This is a genomic window from Mucilaginibacter terrae (assembly GCF_042679325.1).
In the GTDB taxonomy this organism is placed as follows: domain Bacteria; phylum Bacteroidota; class Bacteroidia; order Sphingobacteriales; family Sphingobacteriaceae; genus Mucilaginibacter; species Mucilaginibacter terrae.
In genome coordinates this window covers 41539-65420 of sequence record NZ_JBHTMJ010000016.1, presented here as the reverse complement: position 1 = coordinate 65420, position 23882 = coordinate 41539, and the positions used below count along the sequence as shown (strand labels likewise).

Annotated in this window: 25 protein-coding genes; 7 read left to right on the top strand and 18 right to left on the bottom strand. The window is 41.8% G+C overall.

Features of this window, described 5'->3' with window-relative positions; translation table 11 throughout:
* Positions 1-69 precede the first annotated feature (69 nt).
* Both ACFQ3S_RS16095 and pepT read left to right on the top strand, forming a co-directional pair.
* Positions 70-3369: a TonB-dependent receptor gene (locus ACFQ3S_RS16095; protein WP_377166314.1), complete on the top strand. Its 3300-nt coding sequence runs from the start codon at positions 70-72 to the stop codon at positions 3367-3369.
* 60 nt (positions 3370-3429) lie between these two features.
* Positions 3430-4671 (top strand): peptidase T, encoded by a 1242-nt coding sequence (gene pepT / locus ACFQ3S_RS16090; protein WP_377166312.1) that lies wholly within the window; start codon positions 3430-3432, stop codon positions 4669-4671.
* A gap of 154 nt (positions 4672-4825) precedes the next feature.
* On the opposite strand, the gene ACFQ3S_RS16085 is transcribed toward pepT, so the two are convergent.
* Together ACFQ3S_RS16085 and ACFQ3S_RS16080 are read right to left on the bottom strand one after the other, a co-directional pair.
* Positions 4826-5713, bottom strand: a complete 888-nt coding sequence (locus ACFQ3S_RS16085; RefSeq protein ID WP_377166310.1) for a bestrophin family protein — start codon at positions 5711-5713, stop codon at positions 4826-4828.
* A 53-nt stretch (positions 5714-5766) separates the two neighbouring features.
* On the bottom strand, positions 5767-6300 hold the full coding sequence (locus tag ACFQ3S_RS16080; RefSeq protein ID WP_377166308.1) for a hypothetical protein: 534 nt from the start codon (positions 6298-6300) through the stop codon (positions 5767-5769).
* A 54-nt stretch (positions 6301-6354) separates the two neighbouring features.
* On the opposite strand from ACFQ3S_RS16080, the gene ACFQ3S_RS16075 reads away from it, so the two are divergent.
* Entirely contained in the window at positions 6355-6537 is a 183-nt protein-coding gene (locus ACFQ3S_RS16075; protein ID WP_377166306.1) for a hypothetical protein, read from the top strand.
* 329 nt (positions 6538-6866) lie between these two features.
* Here the strand turns inward: ACFQ3S_RS16075 and ACFQ3S_RS16070 are convergent, their stop codons facing one another.
* Together ACFQ3S_RS16070 and ACFQ3S_RS16065 are read right to left on the bottom strand one after the other, a co-directional pair.
* Positions 6867-7346, bottom strand: coding sequence for a hypothetical protein (locus tag ACFQ3S_RS16070; RefSeq protein WP_377166304.1), 480 nt, complete (start codon positions 7344-7346; stop codon positions 6867-6869).
* Positions 7347-7455: 109 nt separating this feature from the next.
* Positions 7456-7953, bottom strand: a complete 498-nt coding sequence (locus ACFQ3S_RS16065) for a hypothetical protein (protein ID WP_377166302.1) — start codon at positions 7951-7953, stop codon at positions 7456-7458.
* A gap of 246 nt (positions 7954-8199) precedes the next feature.
* Here ACFQ3S_RS16065 and ACFQ3S_RS16060 point away from each other — a divergent pair, with 246 nt between their 5' ends.
* The 3 genes from ACFQ3S_RS16060 to msrA all read left to right on the top strand — a co-directional run bounded on the left by ACFQ3S_RS16060 (position 8200) and on the right by msrA (position 10760).
* Positions 8200-8835, top strand: coding sequence for a hypothetical protein (locus tag ACFQ3S_RS16060; RefSeq protein WP_377166300.1), 636 nt, complete (start codon positions 8200-8202; stop codon positions 8833-8835).
* A 41-nt stretch (positions 8836-8876) separates the two neighbouring features.
* The gene (locus ACFQ3S_RS16055) at positions 8877-9944 is read left to right on the top strand and encodes a helix-turn-helix domain-containing protein (RefSeq protein ID WP_377166298.1); all 1068 of its coding nucleotides are present in this window, start codon (positions 8877-8879) and stop codon (positions 9942-9944) included.
* Between the two features lie 324 nt (positions 9945-10268).
* Positions 10269-10760, top strand: coding sequence for a peptide-methionine (S)-S-oxide reductase MsrA (gene msrA / locus ACFQ3S_RS16050; RefSeq protein ID WP_377166296.1), 492 nt, complete (start codon positions 10269-10271; stop codon positions 10758-10760).
* Positions 10761-10946: 186 nt separating this feature from the next.
* Here the strand turns inward: msrA and ACFQ3S_RS16045 are convergent, their stop codons facing one another.
* The 12 genes from ACFQ3S_RS16045 to ACFQ3S_RS15990 all read right to left on the bottom strand — a co-directional run bounded on the left by ACFQ3S_RS16045 (position 10947) and on the right by ACFQ3S_RS15990 (position 18754).
* A complete protein-coding gene (locus ACFQ3S_RS16045) occupies positions 10947-11684 on the bottom strand; it encodes an SDR family oxidoreductase (protein WP_377166294.1) in 738 nt (245 codons plus the stop codon).
* Positions 11685-11753: 69 nt separating this feature from the next.
* A complete protein-coding gene (locus ACFQ3S_RS16040) occupies positions 11754-12683 on the bottom strand; it encodes a helix-turn-helix domain-containing protein (protein WP_377166292.1) in 930 nt (309 codons plus the stop codon).
* 2 nt (positions 12684-12685) lie between these two features.
* The gene (locus ACFQ3S_RS16035) at positions 12686-13048 is read right to left on the bottom strand and encodes a four helix bundle protein (protein ID WP_377166290.1); all 363 of its coding nucleotides are present in this window, start codon (positions 13046-13048) and stop codon (positions 12686-12688) included.
* A 50-nt stretch (positions 13049-13098) separates the two neighbouring features.
* A complete protein-coding gene (locus ACFQ3S_RS16030; protein ID WP_377166288.1) occupies positions 13099-13446 on the bottom strand; it encodes a carboxymuconolactone decarboxylase family protein in 348 nt (115 codons plus the stop codon).
* Between the two features lie 63 nt (positions 13447-13509).
* Positions 13510-13842 carry an MGMT family protein gene (locus ACFQ3S_RS16025; RefSeq protein ID WP_377166286.1) on the bottom strand — a complete coding sequence of 111 codons (333 nt, stop codon included), beginning with the start codon at positions 13840-13842 and terminating at the stop codon, positions 13510-13512.
* Positions 13843-13846: 4 nt separating this feature from the next.
* Positions 13847-14497, bottom strand: a complete 651-nt coding sequence (gene trmB, locus ACFQ3S_RS16020; protein WP_377166284.1) for a tRNA (guanosine(46)-N7)-methyltransferase TrmB — start codon at positions 14495-14497, stop codon at positions 13847-13849.
* A 139-nt stretch (positions 14498-14636) separates the two neighbouring features.
* Complete coding sequence (locus tag ACFQ3S_RS16015) at positions 14637-15113, bottom strand: hypothetical protein (RefSeq protein WP_377166282.1); 477 nt, start codon at positions 15111-15113, stop codon at positions 14637-14639.
* 2 nt (positions 15114-15115) lie between these two features.
* Positions 15116-15466: a phage holin family protein gene (locus tag ACFQ3S_RS16010; RefSeq protein ID WP_377166280.1), complete on the bottom strand. Its 351-nt coding sequence runs from the start codon at positions 15464-15466 to the stop codon at positions 15116-15118.
* A gap of 50 nt (positions 15467-15516) precedes the next feature.
* Positions 15517-15879: a YtxH domain-containing protein gene (locus ACFQ3S_RS16005; protein WP_377166278.1), complete on the bottom strand. Its 363-nt coding sequence runs from the start codon at positions 15877-15879 to the stop codon at positions 15517-15519.
* A gap of 84 nt (positions 15880-15963) precedes the next feature.
* Positions 15964-17007, bottom strand: a complete 1044-nt coding sequence (locus ACFQ3S_RS16000) for an AI-2E family transporter (RefSeq protein ID WP_377166276.1) — start codon at positions 17005-17007, stop codon at positions 15964-15966.
* A gap of 83 nt (positions 17008-17090) precedes the next feature.
* A complete protein-coding gene (locus ACFQ3S_RS15995) occupies positions 17091-17297 on the bottom strand; it encodes a hypothetical protein (protein ID WP_377166274.1) in 207 nt (68 codons plus the stop codon).
* Between the two features lie 5 nt (positions 17298-17302).
* A complete protein-coding gene (locus ACFQ3S_RS15990; RefSeq protein WP_377166272.1) occupies positions 17303-18754 on the bottom strand; it encodes a sigma-54-dependent transcriptional regulator in 1452 nt (483 codons plus the stop codon).
* 232 nt (positions 18755-18986) lie between these two features.
* On the opposite strand from ACFQ3S_RS15990, the gene ACFQ3S_RS15985 reads away from it, so the two are divergent.
* Positions 18987-20642, top strand: coding sequence for a glutamine--tRNA ligase/YqeY domain fusion protein (locus ACFQ3S_RS15985; protein WP_377166270.1), 1656 nt, complete (start codon positions 18987-18989; stop codon positions 20640-20642).
* Positions 20643-20884: 242 nt separating this feature from the next.
* Here ACFQ3S_RS15985 and ACFQ3S_RS15980 read toward each other — a convergent pair whose 3' ends face one another.
* The gene (locus ACFQ3S_RS15980; RefSeq protein ID WP_377166268.1) at positions 20885-21994 is read right to left on the bottom strand and encodes a hypothetical protein; all 1110 of its coding nucleotides are present in this window, start codon (positions 21992-21994) and stop codon (positions 20885-20887) included.
* Positions 21981-23090: a DNA adenine methylase gene (locus ACFQ3S_RS15975; RefSeq protein ID WP_377166266.1), complete on the bottom strand. Its 1110-nt coding sequence runs from the start codon at positions 23088-23090 to the stop codon at positions 21981-21983. The genes ACFQ3S_RS15980 and ACFQ3S_RS15975 overlap by 14 nt, the downstream gene beginning before the upstream one ends.
* Between the last annotated feature and the right edge of the window lie 792 nt (positions 23091-23882).

Below are 23882 nucleotides of genomic sequence, written 5' to 3'. Positions count from 1 at the left end.
GCTGCCCGCTCTTTTTTAGTGAGATATTATAGCTGTAATTATATAGCAACCCTCCCCTGTGATTTGAACATGAACAAATTTTGGTTCATTACATTCCTGATATTGGGTTTCATACCCCGGTATTTGCTTGCTCAAACTACCAAAAGTAGTTTATCAGGAATTGTTAGCGACCAGAATAAGGTAAACATGGAAGGGGTTACCGTTAATTTACTTTTTTTGCCTGCGGGTACACAGTACGGCTGTTCAACCAATAAGGCTGGCCGTTTTAACTTGCCCGACCTTAAACCCGGCGGCCCTTATCAGTTGCAGGTTAGCCACACCGGTTACACCACCTATACCCAAAACGATATTTTTTTGAGGCTGGACGATCCTGGCATTATAAATATAACGCTTAAAAGTAGCGTACAAACTATGCTTGCTGAGGTTTTGGTTAGTGCGCAACCGGGTATAAATGGCCTTTACGGGCAACAAACAAGTCCTGGGTTAAGAATGGGAGCCAATGTTTTAACTAAGTTGCCCACCATAAAACGTAGTATTAACGATTATACACGCCTTGTACCCCAATCATTCGGCTCATCCATTGGAGGAGGGAATTACAGGCAAAATTTTATTACTATAGATGGTTCTGAGTTTAATAATAATTTTGGCGTAGGTGATAATTTGCCCGGCAACGGGGCCCAGCCCATTTCCTTAGATGCCATTGACCAACTCTCTATTAATATTGCACCTTACAATAGCATCTGGCAATCGGGCTTTATAGGCAGCGCTATTAACATTGTGACCCGCCAGGGCGGAAACCAATTGCAGGGGTCAGCTTACCGTTACTTTCGTAACCAAGATTATAACGGTTACCGTGTTGGCGATAACCGTGTAGAAAAACGCAACTCCAATTATGAGCAAAACGGTTTCCGTATAGGCGGCCCTATTTTAAAAAACAAACTATTTTACTTTGTAAGTGCCGAATTTGAGGAAGAGCGTTACGCCCCGCAGCCATTAACCGCGGCATCCCTTGATATGCCATACGGTGCTACTCCAAATATTGCCCGGCCAACAATTACCGAGCTTAACAACATCAGCAATTATCTTAACACTACATACCAGTACAACTCAGGGAGTTATAACAATATCATTTTTAAAAATACCAGTGTAAAGTTGCTTGCCCGTTTTGATTGGAACATTGCCGATAATAATACTTTCAGCATAAGGTATAACCAGCTTAACAGCACCCGTCCCGAATTGGTTAACGGGTCGCGGAGTCCGCTGCCGTCGTTCCCGGCAAGCATGGGGCGAAGAAACCCGAACGCACTTCCTTTCAGTAACTCAAATTTTAATACCCGATCCAATTTTTATTCCCTTGCTACCGAATGGAACTTTAAAATATCAGAGTACCTGTTTAATACATTACGCGCTTCGTACACCCGGCAGTATGAGCCCCGCGAATCGGAAAGTGCCTTATTTCCATTTGTTGATATACTGAAGGAAGGTACACCCTTCACCTCTTTTGGTTACGAGCCTTTTAGCTACGGCAATAGCCGTGATGTTAATATCGTATCAATAACCGATCACCTGAGCTGGAACCACAATAAACACAACTGGCTGGCTGGCTGGCAAACCGATTACAGCAATACTAAAAACACATATATGCCATTTGGCACGGGTTATTACACTTTCGCATCCTGGGATGATTTTGTACAAGGACAAAAACCAGTAGATTATGCGTTAACCTACTCCACCGTGCCCGGAGTGCAGAAGCCCGGTTACAGCTTCAATTATCTGAATATTTCGGCTTTTGCCCAAGATCATGTTATAGTTAACGATCGGTTTAGTTTTACAGCAGGTTTACGCGTAGATCTTCCAGTATTTCCAACGCCCCTTATCGAAAATCCGCTTGTGGCCAGTTTGTCTTTTGCCCGGGGCCAGCATTTAAACACTTCGCAATTGCCAAAGGCGGCCTTTCTTTTTTCACCACGTGCAGGCTTTATTCTGTACCTGGATAATTATAAAAACTGGCGGCTAAGAGGTGGAACCGGCATATTTACCGGCCGTATTCCGTTTGTATGGATCATAAGCCAGGCGCGTTATTCGGGAATGTTGCAAATTACGCAAACCTGGCAGGGCAAACAAAACACACCCGGCCCGTTCGATCCTGATCCTCAAAAGTACGTTCCGGCGGTATTGCCGGTACCCGGCACCACATTGCCATCCATTACCAGTGTTTTATCAAAGGACCTTAAAATGCCCCAAACCTGGAAGTTTAACATGGGCATGGATGCCCGTTTACCGGGAGGATTAGTGGCCTCGGTGGATGGTTTGTACAACAAAGATATTTATGCTATCGGCTTCAAGGATGTTAACCTGGTTGATCCGCAGCCGTTAAATATACCGGGCTATCCCGATCACCGGCTGGTGTACCCCGCAGCAGTGAATCAGCGTTTTATTAATCCGCTTAATGCAGCCGGCCAGCCCGATAAAGCCGGGCGTTCGCCTTTTAATGCTGTTATGGTGGATAATAGATATAAGGGCTATTATTGGTCTGTAGCAGCACAGGTAGAAAAAAGATTTCGCAAGGGCTTTGCGTTTACAGCCGCTTATATTCAAAGTATGGCTAAAAGCTACAATGATGGCGATGGCGATCAAACCTTGTCGGCCTTAAACGCCACACCCAATATCAATGGAATTAACCAGGCCGATTTAAGTTATGCCGGGTATGTAAGTCCGCAGCGTGTGGTGGCAACTTTTACTTATCAAAAATTATATTTTAAAAATTTTAAGGTCGCTATCACACTGGTGTATCAGGGGGCACATGACGGGCGCTTTTCATACACCTACTCACAGGACCTAACACATGACGGCACCAACCGGTCACTCATTTATGTACCTAAACAACCTTCGGAAATAACTTTTGTGCCTATCACTTCATCATCAACAGGTAATGTGCTTTATACAGCGCAACAACAAAGCGATGCCTTTTTCAAGTATGTGGATCAGGATAAATACTTGCGGACCCGTGCAGGTAATTATGCTGAACGCAACGGCGGTATTTTTCCGTGGCGCAACCAAGCCGATCTGAAATTTACCCATGATTTTACGCTTGCCCGAAAAAATGTGAAACACACGCTGCAATTGTCGGTTGATGTGTTTAATATTGGTAATTTACTAAAGCCTGATTGGGGTGTGCGTAACGTAGTCAATGCCAGTTCTATCCTTATTCCAGCCAACCTCGATGCTATACAACCCAACGGCACTGTAATACCAACCTTTCAAATGGCTACTGTAGGTGGCAAACTGGTTTCAGAGACTTTCAGGAATGATATAAGTCTCAATTCTACTTGGTCAGTTCAATGCGGTATCAGGTATTTATTCAATTAAAAATTAAGCTTCTTATCTGCCAATAAAATTTCATTTTTGCAGCTGATATAACTGTAAGCCATGAATAAGCTGAACTACACCGTTACCGAACGTTTTTTTAAATACGTAACCATTGATACCCAAAGCGATCCCGGATCGCCCAGCCAACCCTCCACCCAAAAGCAAAAAGATTTAGGACGGATATTGGTGCAGGAACTGCTGGATATGGGCATTAGCGATGCACATTTGGACGATTATGGTTATGTATATGCCACCATTCCCTCCAATAGTGATAAAAATGTACCGGTAATTTGCTTTTGCTCACACATGGACACTTCGCCAGATTGCAGCGGCGCGGGTGTTAAACCCATTATCCATTATAATTACCAGGGACAGGACCTGGTATTGCCCGATGATATTACCCAGGTATTGAAGCCCCAAAATCACCCCGAACTGAAGAACCAGTTAGGAAACGATATTATTACGGCCAGCGGAACCACGCTTTTAGGAGCCGATAACAAAGCCGGTGTGGCCGAAATAATGGATGCGTGCTACCAACTGGTCAATCACCGGGATATTAAGCATGGCACCATTAAAATACTATTTACGCCCGACGAGGAAATTGGCCGTGGGGTAGATAAAGTTAATTTGCAAAAATTAGGTGCCTTTGCCGCTTACACCATCGATGGCGAAACGGCCGGTAATATGGAGAATGAAACCTTTTCGGCAGATGGGGCCAAGCTCATTATCAACGGGGTAAGTACCCACCCGGGGTTTGCCAAGGGGCAAATGCAAAGTGCTATTAAAATTGCCGGTGCTGTTGTGGCAGCCTTGCCGGCAGATTTATCGCCCGAAGGAACAAACGAAATGCAGGGTTTTGTACACCCTGTAGGTATTAGCGGACAGGTAGAACAAGCTGTAATAGAGTTTATTATCCGGGATTTTGAGGCGGTTAAGTTACAGGAGCATGCTAACACTATCAGGCAAATAACCGAGCGGGTTTTGCAGAATTTCCCCGGCGCTACTTACCAACTTGTGGTTAAGGAGCAATACCGCAACATGCGTGAGGTGTTAGACCAGCATCCGCAAATTGTAGACTATGGTATGGAGGCCATTCGCAGGGCGGGCTTGGAGGCCAAGCTGTGCAGCATCAGGGGTGGCACGGATGGTTCGAGGCTCTCGTTTATGGGGCTGCCTACACCCAATATTTTTGCGGGCGAACATGCCTTTCATGGCAAGCAAGAGTGGGTTTCGGTGCAGGATATGCAGAAAGCGGCACAAACTATACTGCATTTATGCGCCATTTGGGAGGAGCGCAGTTAGTTTAAAAAATCACATATAATTAGATAAAACCGCAAATAACCTCATATTTTCCTCATTTTATCGCAAATGGTTCATGCACCCGTATAAAACAGAATGAACACCCGAAAAGGTATGGATACGCACCTTCGTAAATGACCTTTACGAGGGTTATTTTTTACATGATATAATAGGAAACGGGCGGCTTAATTTCGTTCACCGGCGGCTCATCAACAATCTCCATCAGGGTGTTTTCAATCGTCATGGCCAGTTGCGTCATGGGGGTATCGGTGGGCCGGTTCTCGAACGGGTCCTGCATTAAGATAGCGGTTTGTTCGATGATGATAAACAATACCGGGATAATGATGGTTAACGATACCTCTACCAGTTTGCTCTGGTCTTCGAGGCCGAAGGGTAGCATGGTCATCAGTACATAAATCAGGAAATGAATGAGTACGCTGTAGGCCCTGGGGAAAACCGTGTTCTTAATCCGTTCGCATTTACCCATCGAATCGCACAGGCGCACCAGCGTGGCATCTATTTGCACCTGTTTGTTGGCATTTAAACTAAATTGTTGGCATGCCTGGGCCAGTGCATCGGCATGGTGGTTAATAATCAGGTTGGGCTTATTGCCGCTATCGGTACCCGTTTGGCTGAAATATCCGGTCACTTTACTGCTGTGATCAACCTTACGCAACGACTCGCCCAGCGCGAAACACCACACACTTTGCCGCCTGGCAAAATCTTTGGCCACGGCTAAGCCGGCTTCGGTATTGGGCATAAACAGTTTAACCTGGCGTACCAGCGTACGGCTATCATTCACAATGGCTCCCCAAACTACCCGGGCCTCCCACCAGCGCTCGTACGATTGCGACGTTCGGAAAGCCAGCAAGAGCGATAACACCGTGCCTGCGAAGGCGGTAACCGCCAGCGGAATAGAAACCTGGCTCAGTATGCCATAATGATCAAAAGTACCAGCGAGTATGGCGTAGCAGGCAATAGCTAAAATATCCCACGTTATAGTGCGGATGAAGTAGATGATCGAAATTCGTTTTTTTATCAGCATAATGTGCTGCCTTAACAGCTAAACGTTAGTAGTGTTCGGGGTGAAGGTGTAAATTAATTATCGCCGCTTGCAAAATCTTCCCCGTACCATTTTTTAGAAAGATCGCTAAACTGATCCATTCCACCGGCGAAAACGCCAAAAGCGCCTCCTTGCAGTTTTTCATATGGACTGGCTCCGTCTAAATTTAACACGTTTTCGGGAAATGTTCTAACGGTGTACAGAGGGTTTTGAGAATTGTAAGTTTCGCCTAATTCTTTAAAGTAATCGCCCTTGATCTTAAATTTATTTGTGCCTTTAAAAGCTAGTATGACTTCATTAAAGCTTTTATTTTTGAGAACCTCGCTTGCTTGCAATACCGTGCGGAATACATCGAGCTGGGAGTGATCGCCGCTGATATTAGTTAAATTTAAAACCAGGGCCGACGGCAACATATAGTATCGGTAATGGGCACTAAGTTCAACACCTTTATTACGTGGGTCGGCATTTATTTTACTATTAACCGGCCTGGCGAGTAAAATATAATTAGTCAGCACCACGCCGCCGCCTAACACTAACAATAATAAGACAGCATAAATAGCTTTTTTCATGAGGATAAGTTATAACGCTAAAATAATAGATATATTTAGTTTTTACTTAACGTTATGAAACCAATTATGCCCCTCCGTTTCCTGCTACCAATAGGCTTGCTTTTAATGGCGGCCAGCTTTATACTTAAGCGTTTTGTGGCCCTGCCCCATTTTGCCAACGGTACGCTGATGGGCGTTGGTATCGGTATAATTTTCCTGTCGCTGGTTTATTATGCGAATACGAAGCAGAAGTTGTAACGGTAATAATTTAGGATCAATTTATTAAAACACGCAGCCACAAACGTGCGTCCATATCTTTAGGTTAAATGTTTTAAGAATGCTCCGTAGGAGCTACCTGTTTATAGCAAAGAAACAAGAGTGTTTTTATGCCTCGTAGAGGTTACCCTTAATCGTTATTCAGGGTAGCACCTACGGCGCAAAATACTTATTCATACAAGTTACTACAAACAGGTAGCCCCTAACGGGGCATAAAACCTTAACTTAATAAGCTTAGGTGTGCGTCTGCAATGAGGAAAATGATGATTAGGCAAGCGCTAAAGTAATGAGCTTTAACATACAATTATTATTTATTGAGGTTTCTTATACTCCGTAAAGCCGGAAATATCTTTTATTTTAAGCTTAACATAATATTCTATTTCGGGGGATTCCCAACTCCCCATACTTTTTACAAAAAGAGCCATCGCGGTTTTTTTAGGTACCGTTTCCTGGAAAGTAATTGTTAAAAAAGGTACCGTTTGTTGATTGCCCCATTTTGCTGAAACCGTTTTGTGATCGTCAAAATATAAAGAAATCTGAATCGGTTCTTTGCTATGCAGTTTCCAACCATAATTTGTAGTATAGCTCTTAACAGTAAAATTTAGATTTTTCAAAACTTCATTAAGGCCTTTATTTACAAAACGCTCTTTGCGATCTACAATGGTCTCTTGTAAATACTTTACTGTATCCTGTGATTGAGTTGATGGCCTTTGTATGCTGTTTTTTCCATGTGAGCTAATAACGGTGAAAATTAAAAGCAAGACGGCAACGCTGCCAATATATTTTTTCATATTTTAGTTACAATGTACTGCTTTTAATTAGGCTTGGCTGTAACCGAACTGCTGTAGGTACGAGCTGCAAGCTCGCACCAGCGAAGGGGCAAACATGCTTAAGTTTAAATTATTTGTCCTTGGTTGGCAAGCTGGAAACAGTTGACGAGTAAGTAGGCATATTATGTATCATAGCATTTTCACAAGTTTGAGCAAGCATTTTTTCTGCTGATGTCTTAATTACTTTGAAAGTATGTAATCCATTTAAAATTAAAAATGCACTTGCTATCAAGACCCAATGGTTAACTAATACCCCAACTAAAGTCGGAATGCTCAGCATATAAACTTCCGCAGCAAAGTTCATAGTATATGTGAAGTTTAATGATAAACTACCGACTTGTGCAACTATTTCAAGTTTTCCTTCTTCCATGTAATAAGCTGCCTCATGTCTTGAAACAGGCTTAAGACCTAAACCTTCAAACTTTACTAAAAGTTCTGTATGCTTGGTTATCTTGTAATTATGCTGTCTTACAACTTCCGCAAAAATATTTGTTATATCTGACGACTTAGCGGTATCAAAATTTACCGTGCGCTTTATAACGAAGGCTTGATTAAGCAGAGGGTCCATGTAGGTGAGTGATTGTAATCATCTTGCTACTTTAAATCAGGTGGCACACGTGAGCAACATGAGGAGTAATAGGCCTACAGAAATACATTATAAAATATTTACAGTTTTTAATGAAAAAATATTTATACATTTGTATCGGACACAAAAAAACCACCCATGCTAGTGAGTGGTTTTAAAGATCTTATGAGGTCGTCCATAAACGCTGATATTGACAGTACCAGCTATTATTAACATAATTTTTTAGTGATGACAAAGATAAGAAATTTATTTGACAGTCGCAAGAGCGATGAAGAAGTTCCAGATTTACATCCGGAACAGGTAAAATTTGAACAGGAAATTAAACAGAACATTCCTGTTTTGGTGGGGTTAATTGAGACAGCCCATACAAATATGACTAATGAAATCAACCGAAGACACCCGGAATACTTGAATCATTTATCTAAGTCAATACGTATGCATGAACAAATTAAAGGATTGCTCTTTGATACATATGGCGATCAGATAAAAAAATTGAGTTACAACAGATTCGGGCTATTTATTAGTAATTATGTTTTTTTATTTAAAAAATTAGATAATGCAGGTAGACCATCGAATGTGAAGACAAATAATTCTGAAATGCTTGTTACGCAAAGCAAACTAAACTTTCCAGGCCAACCTATTATTGTTCATGTTGGCTATGTGGTCGACAGGACATGGGAGCAGCTTAAACGTATTTATGCTGTACAAATCGTTGAAAAACAGATTGAATGGATATCCAACTTAAGGGTTTTGGTGAATGGTTATATTACGCAAGTTACAAACCCTGCTGTTACAGCAGTACCTGACGATGCAGATTTGACAGTTCAGCCAAAAAGCAAAAAGAAGGACATTGAGGGTTCTTAAGCTTTAAGGGAGCTAGCACTCCCTTATTTAAAAAATACTAAATGACTGTAAACTATAAAATGCTAACCCTTGCAAGGGAAGCAAGAGGTTACACACAAAAGGAGCTTACTAATGCGATTAGTATGCAGAGTCAAGGCAACTATTCCCGAATGGAAAAAGGGATATTGCCAATCCCAACAGAACTAATCAAACAAATAGCCGAGGAATTGAAATTTCCTGAAAGTTTCTTTTATAGAGAAGAACCGTTGGTCAGTCAGGCCGAATATTTTTATCGGAAGAAAGCATCTATGCCAAAAAAGGAGCTTTACAAGCTAGAAGCTACTTTTGACCTAATTAGAATGTGGTTCAATTCGCTATTAAAAGAAGTAGATCTACCTGAATTCAAGTTTCCCGAGGTATCTACTAGAAATGGACAAACGCCTGAAATAATAGCACAAAAAACAAGAGCTTTCATAAATGCGCCCAAAGGGCCTCTTGATGATTTGATTCGTATTTTTGAAAAGAATGGAGTGATTGTATATTTTCTTCCAAACGCACCTGAGACATTCGATGGTACAACTATTATAACTGAATCAAACCAGAAGGTGTTAGTAGTCAATGCCGAAATGCCGAATTATCGTAAGCGATTTACTATTGCCCATGAACTTGGACACATGGTAATGCATATTCCGTTTGGATCTTACATAGAAGAGGTTATTGATGTTGAGAATGAAGCTAACCGCTTTGCGTCAGAATTTTTAATGCCTGAGAATGAAATAAGGCGAGATTTGCTATACATAACTTACGGAAAACTGTCAGATTTAAAACAATACTGGAAAGCTTCAAAAAGCTCATTGATTGTGAGAGCTAATGCACTCGGAACAATTCATAAAGGTAAATATATTAATATGCTAAACGAACTTAGTCGTTTTGACGAACGCCGGGTTGAAAAATCGGATGTGTACCTTGATGAGCCTGCACTATTCAAAAAAATAATTAAAGTATTTAATACGGATATGGGTTATACTTTAGAAGAACTTTACGAGGTATTAGGACTTGACAAGGAAGATTTTGAACGCTTTATAATTGGGAATGATATTCGTGTTAAAAGATTGCGAATTTCGATTTAGCATTTATTAAGGATATTGATGTAAAACCTTTGCTGGCGCACGCTTGTCGCGTGTGCCAAATCCTGATACCACTGAATGTCAATGCTCTTTGCTTATTTTTCTGATCTGATATCCTCACAATTCTTGGTTCGAATTTCGCTGTCCCTTCATCAACTTTATCTGTGCAGTCATTACAGCTTATATGTCTTTGTCGTAGCGCATCGTCCCCCCCATTTATGACCCTCCTCCCATAAATCCATCCCACCAAACCCTTATTTTTGTGTAAACAATTTGAGTGTTTAACCGCTTATAATTGCTCACAATAACCATTAAACAACAAGCTATATGAATACAGAAAAGGCTATTTTGGCCGGTGGTTGCTTTTGGGGGGTAGAAGAACTGATCAGGCATTACCCGGGTGTTACCTCTACCGTGGTGGGTTACACCGGTGGCGATGTGCCTAATGCTACTTACCGCAACCATGGCACGCATGCCGAGGGCATAGCCATTGAGTTTGACCCGGCACAGCTAAGCTACCGCAAATTGCTCGAATATTTTTTCCAGATCCACGATCCTACTACCCGCAACAGGCAGGGTAATGATATGGGTATGTCGTACCGGTCGGCCATATTTTACCTGAACGATGAGCAGCGCGATACGGCCAACGTTCTGATAGCCGAAATGGACGCTTCGGGTGTATGGCCCGGTAAAGTGGTGACCGAAGTGGTACCCGCTTCCGACTTTTGGAACGCCGAAGCCGAACACCAGGACTACCTGCAAAAAAACCCTTATGGCTACACCTGCCACTTTGAACGCCCCGACTGGAAATTAAGCTAAACTTCACTTAACCCGCAAGGAGCCACCCAATAACCAAACTATTGATACGGGCACCTCACTTTTACAGGTGCCCGTATCATCATACCCATTTATCTTCCGGCTTCTCCTTCGGGTTCCCCCATGCTTACAGGTATAACGGGCATAAGGTGTGGAGCCGCCACATAGTAATGCTTGGTCAACTCTGGTTTACCAGGGGCACTCGTTGTTGTTTTCGGGCACATCATGACTAAAGAATTTACCGGTTGGCCCATCGGTGCCTAACATGGCGTATTTCACTACAAAGGCTGCCGAATCTTCTACCTTGAACGGTCCCTGGTTATTATTAAAATCGGTAGCGGTATAACCCGGGTCAATAGCGTTTACTTTAAAATTAGTATCGCGCAGCTCGTAAGCCAATACCACGGTAAAAGCGTTTAAAGCCGTTTTAGATGGGCCGTAGGCGGCTGTTTTAACAGGGTAGAACTTAGAATTAGGGTCGCTGTGCAGGGTAAGTGAGCCTAAACCCGAGGTAACGTTGACGATCACCGGGGCATCCGATTTTTTGAGCAGCGGTAAAAATGCCTGGGTTACGTTAATTACGCCGAAGTAATTGGTATCGAACACTTCGCGGATTATATTAACGTCTACATCCTGCGCACTTTGCTCCCAACTGCCTAAAATACCGGCGTTGTTGATCAATACATCCAGCGATGCTTGTTTTTCGGCCAGGCTTTTTTGGGCGGCTTTAATAGATGCTTTATCGGTTACATCAATTTGTATAGGCTCTACATTAGTTAAACCTTCGGCGTGTAATTTGGCAGCAGCTTCTTTTCCTTTAGCGGCATCACGTGCACCCAGGTACACAAAATATCCATTTTTAGCCAATATCCTGGCACTTTCAAAACCAATGCTTTTATTGGCTCCTGTTATTAATACTGTTTTCATGTTTGTGTTTGTATTTATAATACAAAGGTATAAGCCTATGCATTAACACTAACAGCACATAAACTGGTTTCAATGGTACATTTTGCGGATGCTGCTCCGGTAGTGGGCCGGGGTAGTTAAGGCAATGCGTTTAAAAAAGCGGTTAAAGTAAGAGGCATCCTCAAAACCTAATGCGTAAGCTATTTCTTTAATAGACTGATCGGTATGAAAAAGCAGCCGTTTGGCTTCCACAATTAAACGTTCGTGAATGTGTACAATGGCAGGTTTACCGCTTTGCTCTTTTATCAGTTCGCTCAGGTGCCCTGCCGAAACATTCATCATACCGGCATAAGCCGCCACATCGTGCAAACGGGTGTACCACTCTTCAATTTTTGATAGATAACTTTTTAGCAGCAAGCGGTTTGGCTGCGCTGTTACCATGCTAAATTGCTGCTCGTATAACCGGCTCAGGTAAATGAGCAATACCTTGGTATAAGCCAGTAGCATGGTGTTTTGCCAGTTGTTTTTGGTGTTATACTCTACCAGCATCTTTTCGAGCAGATCTTCTACAAATAGCAAATCTGCATCACTTAATATCAATTCATGACCGTTATCGGGATTTTGTATGATAGGCAAATTTTTAAGCGACCCGCTTTCATCCAATGCTAAAAACTCTTCGGTAATCCCTAAGCTGATACCGGTAAAGGGCTTAACCTCCTCCTTTAAATGCACCTGGTGCGGAATGGTAAAGTAAAAGGCGTTGGGTTTAATAACGTAAGGTACGGTATCAATCCAATGCCTGCTGCTGCCCGCTTTCACCAGCGCCATAAAGTAATACTCCTTACGATGGGCGATCAAAAAATCAGATTTCTTATAAGTCTCCACACAATCATCCCGCTGAATACGGAAAATAGGATTTCCTACACTATCGTCAGGTTCGAATGGGTAATTGGGAATAGTAACTTCAGTATTGAGTCTTGAGTCGGGAGTCTTAAGTTTTAAGTCAAGAGTGGTTTCCATAGTTATTGAAACTTTTCAGGATGATTTATCATATAGTTTAACAATCGGGACACCTCCCCGCATTGCAGGTTAAGCTCCTCAACCTTTTCTTTTGTTAAATAATTACAGGCTAGGCAAGCATCTAACCATGCTTGTGTTTCGCCACATTCCATGTCCGAATCGGTTAACTTGCTTACAAAATGATTGGGGTATCTCCGCTTTTTATAAGCCTCCGCAATGCAGGCAAATACCGAACGCGATGAACGCCTGATCTGGTCTACTAAGCTATACGTTTCCTCCTTAGGGAAACCTTTGGTTAGCCAAAAGATCTCCATTGATAAGGCAAATGCTTTTTTGTATGCGACTAGGTCTCTAAATGTTCCCATATGGAAACTAAATAACTAAAAACTTTTGACTTAAAACTCTCGACTAAAAACTAAGAAGCACCATTTAACTCGTCCCAATACTCTACCGCCCTGCGATAATGCGGAATCACAATGGAACCGCCTACGAGGTTGGCAATCATAAATATCTCGTTCATTTCGGCATGGTTTACGCCGGCTTCGTGGGCTTTGCCTAAGTGGTATTTAATGCAATCGTCGCAGCGAAGTACCATGCTGGCTACCAAACCCAGCATTTCCTTGGTTTTTACATCGAGGGCGCCATCGGCGTAAGTGGTGGTATCTAAGGCAAAAAAGCGTTTGATGTTGGTATTGGCCGTGTCCATAATCCTATCGTTCATTTTGGTACGATAGGCGTTAAATTCTTCTACAAGTTGTGCCATTTGTTGGTGAGTAGTAAAGTGGTTGAATAGTTGATTGGTTGCTTCGCGCGGTTAGCGCATATATTAGTAATTCAGTTCTTTGGATGGATCCCAAAAAACGTTTTTAAAGTCCTGCACTTTATCCCCTATTACGGTAACGCCTTCGGTGGCCAGTAGTTTAGCGCGGTGCTCAATGCCCGAGGTACCGCCGGTTAAACGCCCTGTGCTATTTACCACCCGCTGATACGGAACCGGTGGCTCTACGCCGCCAACTTCACCCATAGCATGACCCACCTTGCGCGACCAGTTAGCCACACCTAAAAACCTGGCAATAGCCCCGTATGATGCTACCCTGCCTGCCGGGATCTGCCGGGCTATTTCAAAAACATGATTGGTAAAGTTAGGATCGGCGGCCATAATGTTATTCTAACGAAAATTTGAGGTAGTTGATGCTCTTATTATCCTTTAAATACTTCTTTTCATAATAAGTTTTAATGTTGAGTACCTCATCAGCATACGGCGAGTGGTACAGGTCTTCGGTACGTACATGCAGTTTGAGACCGCGTTCTGCTATCTTTTCAGCAGTGTAGGCATGCAGGTCGTCGTTATCGGTTTTCAGGTTAATAAAAGCGCCTGGGCGGAGTATTTGCTTATACAGTTCTAAAAAGCGGGGCGAGGTCAAACGTTTCTTTTCGCGGCTCAACTGGGGTTGAGGATCGGGGAAAGTGATCCAGATCTCATCTATCTCGTTTGGTGCGAAGAACTCGTTTAGCTTTTCTATTTGAATACGCAGGAAACCCACATTGTTAATCCCTTCTTCAATAGCTGTTTTGGCACCCCGCCAAATGCGGTTGCCTTTATAATCTATACCAATAAAGTTTTTTTCGGGAAATAGTTGTGCCAGGTTAACGGTGTATTCGCCTTTGCCGCAAGCCAGTTCCAGCACTACAGGGTTATTGTTTTTAAAAAACTCCGCTGCCCATTGACTTTTATACGGTATGCCGGCTTCTAACTGTACTACATTGCTAAATGTTTCTATTTCGGCAAAGCGCTTTAACTTATCTTTTCCCACTCGTAAATTTTAAAAATGCAAAAGTAGTAAAGAATATTAGCTGAAACGGAATTTTAGGAATTAATAGAAATTGCCATAATAACCTGTCAACAAAAAAGTTGATCAGCTTGCGCCAATCAACTTCCATTATTAAATTTTTTTATAAAGACGGTTTATAGACCGGCTCTTTTACCACGGGTACCTTTAATACCGGAACGGGTTCTTTAACGGTTGACGCTTTACGCGCTGTTGATGGCTTTTTACCAAACAGTGATTTTACACGTCCCCAAACCGAGGTTACCGAATCTTCACTAATATAGGTAGATGCTTTTTGCGACACCAGGCCCACAATAGTTTTGATCAAAAAGTTCGATTTTTTAAACAGCGTTTTATTTAAGGCGATAGGAATAACGAACCTCGATACCAAACTTAACAAGTCGGGCGAGAAGAACGAGCCTATGCCGCCGCTGCTACCTTCGCCCTCGGGGGCCTTAGGAAATATAGAACGGATAGAAGAAATGATTGCCGACGGACTGCTAAAGCGCTGCTTTAAAACCATCTCCTGCTCCTGTCTTACTTTTTCCAACCTAATGATCTCTGCCTGCAGGTCGAATATGTTTTTAACGGGAATATCCATGGCTATTTAAATATTTTGCTAATCAGCAGGTTAACAATGGGCTTTTCAATGGTTGATTTGGCCGCTATAGCAATAATGGCTATCAGCAAATAAAATAAAGTTACTATGCCAAATCCTTTCCATGCCGCACCTAACAAATCACCCAAAAGCAGGGCAATAGTAAAGGTGAAAAACATGAACGTCATGATAGCGCTAAAAGCCACAACTACAACAGTAACCAAACTGGCTGCAACCGATGTGCTTTTTTCAATAGCTTTATACTTACCCAGCGTAACACGTGTTTCAACGTAATCCTTTAGCTGGTCCAGAATATTGGGTTGTGGCGGTTGTTCAGCTTCTTTGTTCTCTTCCATCTAAATAGGGTATTCATCGCAGTGGCTTACACCACCGTGATCGTTAAAATTTATGCGTGTTCCAAATCGTCCTGGTACTCGGCTTCTTCACCGCTGATCTTGGTTTTAATGTTATCAACCACTTTAGTTTTCAAGCTCGAAAGTTTGTCAATTTCGGCAGCAGCGGTTTCTTTAATAGTATCACTAAGGTTACTTAATGATTCTGATAACTTATCGCGGGTTTCGGCACCTTTTTCGGGAGCGAATAATATACCCAGGGCAGCACCTGCAGCTAAACCGGCAATTAAAGCCAGTACTACTTTGGTACCATCGCCCAAACCTTCTTCTTTTTTAAGTTTGTTGGTTAAGCCCGGCAATTTTTCAGCAAAGCTTGGTATTTTGTTGATCAGGTTTTGAACGTCTTTTGTATTCATGGTGATTAAAATTTATGTTGTTGTAATCAGTTATAGTAGTTAACGGCTAAGCTAAGCGTTTGTTTATGCCGATTTTAAAATTTATTATTCGCCGGGTACCGTTCGTATCCGTTCCAATCTGTCGGCCGCCAGGCGGTTAGTTTGGTAGATCTCCGTCATGAGTATAAAGTACGATAACAGTACCGGCCCAAAAACTAATCCCAAAATACCAAATAACGGAATACCTATAAATACGCCTATAATGGAAATGATAGGATGTGTGTTGGCAATACGTTTGTTGATCACCATGCGCAACACATGATCTAAATTACCAATGAACAGCAACCCGTAGGCCATAATACCAATGCCCGCCCAGGTACGCCCAAGCAGCATAAGATAAATACCTGCCGGAATAGATAAAGTTGGCGCACCTACCACCGGTAAAAATGAAATAAAGGTGGCTATAACCCCCCAAAATATAGCATCGGGGATACCTACGATCCAAAAACCGTTGGCCAAAAGCACTCCTTGAACCAGGGAAATAATGCCCTGCCCCAACACATTAGAGTAGGTAGCGTTACGCAAAGCCATGGCAAATTTAAGCGCATGCTGCTCACTGAATGGCGCATATCTTAATAGCCCGGCTTCAAATTCGCGCAGCTCGGCCAGCATGAAATAGAGAATAAAATACATTACCAGCAGTGTTAAAATAATGTTGGCTGCGCTGCCTAATAACGAGGGAAACAGATCGGCGGCATAAGTACCCAGTTTGTGCAGGGTATCTTCAGCAAAACGGGGCTGGTTCATATACTCGGAAGTATACATGTCAATTTTATCCACCCACGATTCGATAGGCAGTGTATTACTCTTAAAACTGATGATTTTGTTGATGACCAAAATGCTCAGCAGCAAAAACGGGATAACAATAGCAAAAAGCGATAAAACAATAATGACCAGGGCCGACAATCCCTTGTTCCAGCCGCGCTTTTCAGTTATACTCAAGTAGAGCGGCCTGAACATTACATACAGTACAATGGCCCCCAAAATAGCACTGAATATGGCACTAAGGGCGTACAACAAAAAGCAGCCCAGCACAATTATGCTTACTAAAATAATATTGTTACGCTGCTGATGGCTAAGTACCGGCATGGCTGATGTTGAATAGGTTAAATTAAAAAAGCGCCAAAATGTTCGGCGCTTTTACAAATAAATAAGAGGACGGCGCGCCTGTCCTATATATCTTTTATCAAACTGTCAATTTTTGCACAGCTTGCAGCAATGGTATCCATATAAAATACGCAATCTTCGGTTGGGTTTTCCACCTCGTAACGCAACTGTTCAACGGCCAGGTGTATGTTAGAAAGCTGATTTTTAACGTCGTGCTTTATCATACTCAGGTCTTGCTCATTTGCAGGTTTATTATTTGCCGCCGATTCCATAATGCTTATTTGCTCAGGTTAATGGCCTTCATTTTATTGTAAAGCGTTTTGCGGTCAATCTTTAAAATTTCGGCCGCTTTTGTTTTATTGAAGTTAACCTCACGCAGTACTTTTAAAATGGTATCATACTCAGCTTCGAGGGCGGCGTTCTTTAAATCGTGACGCACTTCTTTCACCACCGGGGCTTCTTGTCCATTACTATGGTTGTTGCCACCACCCATCGATGACTCCATGCCCGACATTTTACTGTAGGCCAGCATCTCTAAAGGCAGGGCCTTCATTTGTATCTCGTCGCCTTCGGTCATTAAGGCAGCACGGCGTACCACGTTCTTCAACTCGCGGATATTTCCCTGCCAGCGGTAACTCATAAAGCATTCTACCACCTCGGGCGAAAAATCGGTTACGTTGCGACCCAGTTCGCCATTGGCACTCTTTAAAAAGTGACCTGCCAGCTGCATTACATCGTTACCCCGCTCGCGCAGTGGCGGCATGTATATACTGAACTCGTTAAACCTGTGATATAAGTCTTCGCGAAAACGGCCTTTTTGAATAGCATCCTGCAAGTTTTCGTTAGTGGCCACAATAATGCGGACATCAAGGTCGATTTCTTTGGTAGAGCCTATGCGCTTTACCTTGCGCTCCTGCACGGTACGTAACAGGGCGGCTTGTATATCATACGATAAGTTTCCTACTTCATCTAAAAACAAGGTACCACCGTTAGCCATTTCAAAGTGGCCTATTTTGGTATACAGCGCGCCGGTGAACGAACCCTTTTCGTGACCGAAGAATTCACTTTGGGCCAGCTCTTTGGTTAACGACCCGCAGTCCATCGCTATAAAGGGCTGGTCTTTACGCGGACTGTTGAGGTGGATGCTTTTGGCAACCGATTCTTTACCCGTACCGCTTTCGCCCATAATAATCACACTGTAATTGGTGGGCGATACCAGTTCTATCTGCCTTAAGAGATCGCGCGAGGCACGGCTGTTGCCGCTTACAAACTCATTAGAGAGGATCTGCTTGCGGGTTTCTTTACCACTGCTTTTAGCTGCACTTGCCGGGGCTGCTGCTTCCTGGTCGGCAGCTTCCAACAAAGCATGGTGGGTTTCAATGGCTTTATTAACCGTGGTTAAAATTTCATCGGGGTAAAGGGGCTTGGTAATGTAATCGTAGGCACCCATTTTAATGAGTTCTACGGCCATTTTTATATCGGAGTAACCGGTAATAATAATTACACCGGTTTTAGGATATTGTGTTTTGATGGTCTTTAATACTTCGCGCCCGTCGGTATCTTCCAGCCGGTAATCGCAAAGTACCAGGTTAAAATCGCCGCTTTTCAAGTATTCCATCCCATTTGCACCGCTGGATGCAGTAGTAACATCAAACCCATTACGTGTCAAAAACTTTGACAGTAACAACGCGGTATTTACTTCATCATCAATGATGAGAATTTTCTTCATATCAGCAAATTACTCGTTAGGGTTAACTATTTTAAACAGGTAGCTATCTACAAAAATGCTAAAAAATGTCACATTATAGCAATTAGCACACATTTATTTAACTTCAAATACAAGTAATATAATTACTGCGATTATTTAGAAGTAATATTTTTTGTCTGCAGGGCTTCACTAATGCCTTATTGCCTGTTCAAAAGTGCTATTTTTTGCTACTTTTGCTTTGACAGTACTGTATATGAGCGAAGATAGAGCATTAAATTTTATAGAAGAAATTGTAGAAAACGACCTGGCAACCGGTAAGCACAACAGCCGGCTGCATACCCGTTTTCCACCCGAGCCTAATGGTTACCTGCATATTGGGCATGCCAAATCTATTTGCCTTAACTTTGGCTTGGCGCAGCGTTACAACGGCAATACCAACCTGCGTTTTGATGATACCAACCCCGTAACCGAAGATACCGAATACGTGGAGAGTATAAAAGAAGATGTGCGCTGGCTGGGCTTTGAATGGGCCAACGAGTTATACGCATCCGATTATTTCGACATATTATATGCCTTTGCCCTTAACCTCATTAAACAAGGTTTGGCTTATGTGGATGACAGCACGGCCGAAGAAATTGCCGCTCAAAAAGGCACACCTACCGAGCCGGGCACGCCAAACCAGTACCGCAGCCGCAGTATTGAGGAAAATGTAGCACTGTTTGAAGATATGAAGGCCGGTAAATATCCTGATGGCGCCAAAGTATTGCGTGCCAAAGTGGATCTGGCATCACCGAACATGCACCTGCGCGATCCGCTGATGTACCGCATACGGCATGCGCACCATCACCGCACTGGCGATAAATGGTGCATTTACCCCATGTATGATTTCGCGCACGGACAATCGGACGCTATTGAAGAAATTACCCATAGTATTTGTACGCTGGAGTTTATACCACACCGCCCGCTGTACGAGTGGTTTATAGATAAACTGGAGATCTTCCCATCGCGCCAGTACGAAATGGCGCGTTTGAACCTTACCTATACCGTAATGAGCAAGCGCAAGCTGCTGCAACTGGTAAATGAAGGGCACGTGGAAGACTGGGACGATCCGCGGATGCCAACCATCAGCGGTTTACGCCGCCGTGGTTATACCCCTGCTTCCATCCGCGATTTTTGTGAACGCATCGGCGTAGCCAAGCGCGAAAACCTCATTGATGTAGGTTTGCTGGAGTTTTGCATCCGTGAGGACCTGAATAAAACCGCCTGGCGCCGTATGGCTGTGTTAGATCCTATTAAGTTAGTAATTACCAATTACCCCGAAGGCCAAACCGAAACCCTGTACGGCGAAAACAACCCCGAAGTAGAAGGTGGCGAAGGTGGCCGCGATATACCGTTTAGCAGCGAGCTGTACATTGAGCGCGAAGACTTTATGGAAGTACCGCCTAAAAAGTTTTTCCGCCTGGGTGTAGGCCTCATGGTGCGTTTAAAGAACGCTTACATTGTAAAGTGTGAAAGCTTTGTGAAAGATGCCGAAGGCAACGTTACCGAAGTGCATTGTACCTACATCCCCGAATCAAAATCGGGCAGTGATACCAGCGGCATTAACGTAAAAGGCACCATTCACTGGGTGAGTGTACCCCATGCTAAAACTGCCGAAGTGCGTTTGTACGACCGCCTGTTTAAATCTGAAAACCCCGCTGCCGAAGAAGGCGACTTTAAAGACGACCTGAACCCCGACAGCCTGCAAGTGATAACCGCATACGTAGAAAACGACCTGGCCGGCGCTGTAGTGGGCAAAGGTTACCAGTTTATACGCAAAGGTTATTTTACGTTGGATAAGCACAGCACGCCTGAAAAACTGGTGTTTAACCGCACCGTGACGTTGAAGGACGGCTGGGTGAAGAAATAGTGTATATATATTTATATGGAAAGCTGCCTGAAAGGGCGGCTTTTTTTATGGGGTGATCTGGCTACCGCAAGCATCCCGCTTGTAGATCAAATATTTGAATTGTATAGTTGCAGTCAAGGTGCGCATTCCGAAGCGAGACAGCAGCAGGTCATATTAATATTAAATTGTTCTTATTTATATATATTTAACAAACCACTGGTGCCGCTTGCGGCAGCAGATAGGCATTAAGTCCCTTTAATTACCTATTTTACAACATAAATCACGTCAGTTAAAGCGGTAAACACTCTCGATTTACTTTTGAACTCAAACGATATAGCCAAGTCCTCAATGTTCTTTGTCTTAAAGTGGTCCAAATATGATAAAATTGTCGGTCGTAAAAGGTCTATATTCCTTTTTAGCTTCCAAGAATTTGAAAAGTCTTCTGTGTCAACAAGTACAAGAAATAAACGATTTTCCGAGCCAAAACGCATTTCTCCTTGGTTTTCGTAAAGCCATTTTGCTAAAGTTTGAGGGCTGTCCTGAACCTCCTTTAAAATTGCTAATTTTTCATCTTTCAAAGTTTTGAGAACAGTTAAGCAAAACTCATCATTTCTATCTTTCATTTTCTCAACGATTTCATAGATAATATCTGATGATTTAGCTTTATTATCAAAGGTTATTTTTGCTTCCAAAGCTTTCCTTTTCAAAAAAGTAAGCTCAACAGGCAACCCATTTTTTTTGCGCTTTGTTTTGATGTATTCAGCAGGTAAATATGTTACCTTTAAATCAAATGGTACATCATTAATAAAGAAGTCAACGCTCTTTATTTGTCCCACAGTTGGCAAAACGCCCGAATGAGACTTGAAGATATGCTCAATAAGAATGCTGCTCCAATAATTATACCAGCTGTTCAAAACATACCCTTGAACAGCTATACTTATTTCGGATTCAAACTTTGAAAGTAAATTATCATAGGAAGGATTATGAACTTTGACATATCTACTAACTAAATATTTATCTAACGAATTTTGGTAGTCACCGCCCCAATCAAAATTCTTAAGCTTATATAATTCAGATACTAATTGATTAGTATCCAGTGTCTCTAATTGTTTGTTATTATGTAATTTTATAAATTCATTTAAAGATATATTCGATTTTTCAACGTCGAAACTTAGTTCATTAAATAATTCAATAAACTGTTTTGCCAATGCCGTTTCTTTTAAAACAATATCATTGGATTTTGCAAATGCAGCTATTAATTCTTTTCTAGTGATGGATTTTGTTTTTAACCATAAAACTCCCGTCGGATCTTTACTAAATTCATCAAGCTCTTCGTCTTTATGTAATTTGTCCCAGTAATTAAAATCCTTCATTTAATAGTTGTTCTTTATGTTTATTAGAAATATAGTGCTTTTTCTTAGGACTACAAACAAATAATATTTCTTGACTACCTGCAACACTTCCTTTCCCGCCTCTTCCGTTTTGATATGTTTTTGTTTCTATACTTACATCTCTATATTTTGAAATTAGCCGTTCAAACTCCTCGATTCCTGGATAACTTCGATTATTATAGCTAATTAACCAATTGGGAATTGATTCAGAGAGTTCAAATAACTTTTCAAAAGAAGAAATAACATCTCTTTTTTTATCAAATCCGCTAAATCTTTGTGGGTCATAACGCTTTATCCCATTTATAAAATCTTTGTCTTTCCAATATTCGGTATAAGTTTCCAATAAATGATAAAAGCCTTGATAATCTGCATGGCTATCACAGTATGGAGGATCAAAATAGACTAAATCAACGTTTTCTATTTCAGGTAGTAACTCTAGAATATTTTTATTGAAACTTTTATTATCCTGTTTGTTGTCAAAAATTGAATTGTTGTATTTTGGTAGAATCTCCTCGAAGATTTCCTTCACAGGCCTAATTAGGCTTCGGTTACGTTTAATTCTTTCAGGATCTTTCGCATATACTAACGCTTGGGTATGTCCAAAATGCCCCATTGTTATTTTTCTCGTTATACTGCGGTTCATGACTGCAAATGCTAGTGCCTGTTTAATTTCATTATCTAATAATGAAATGTTGGCCCTAAAATTATCTAAAAAATTAGCCTCATCTTTCTCGAAGAATATATTTGTAAATGTTTTTTCTATTAAGTCAAAATAGATTTTATTTGCAGCGGGTTGGAAAAGAGTCTCTAAATCTTTGTTATCTAATTTGGTGCTCTTATTTTCAATTAGCGCAATACCGATCTGATTGTTAAAATTCAAAAAGTCATTTGTGATGACCTTATAACCTTGCTGTTTAAAAAGGTACCCAACAGACTGTGAACCAGCAAAAGCGTCAATCGCTGATTTAACGTTTTTTGGAATAAATTGCTTTATCCAAGGTAATAGAGTGTGCTTCGCCCCTAAATATTGTGGCTCTGGAAATTGGTAATTAAAATATTTATACTCTTCAAAAAGCATGCTTGAATTCTATTTATACGAGTTGTAAAAGTAAGCTATTTGTTTTCACAAATTCGATCATTTGAGTTCGCATACCAAACAAAAGGTGTAGCCTAAACTTACAAATAGCAACCTCTTACACATGTTAGACCAACGTTACTATTTAATATACAATAGATTAAAGAAATAGCCCAACAAAAACAACAAAAAATTTCATCCTTTGTTATTCCTCAATTTATCCTTTAATTAAACCCTTATTGGCTCAAATACATCAATTTCTCTATGTACAGTGCCGTGAATAAAAATCTTCCAGGTTAGGGGTAAAGCGGATTGATTCGCCTTAATTTTTAGCTTTAGTTTGTTATTATCACCAGCCTTCTAAACCCCTTCCGCGCGTTAGGGGTAGTAGCGGATACCGGCCAAGTGGCTAAGGCCTGTGCAGTATGAGCGGATAACCCGGCCCGCAGGGAACGCCCAAATGAAAGTTGTTTTACATGCTTTACGATACATTGCTCGGCTGGGGAATCTGGCGTAATCATTAAATTTTTCCCAAAAAACGTTCACGAAAGTGTTCAAAAACCGTTCATAACCGTTCACCCGTGAACACTTTTTGACCATTTTTCGCCATAAATTCCATTTTCATCATCAACAAAAAATACGCCTCATGCGGAAAAATACGGTTTTTTAAGTACAGCAGGATACTTTTAGCGTGAACACTTTCCCCTGCTTACATGGGTTATTGAAACAGGTTCCGCATGACCTACATCCCGCATATACTTGCTTTTCGTTAACAATAAGTATCTTTAAGTATTC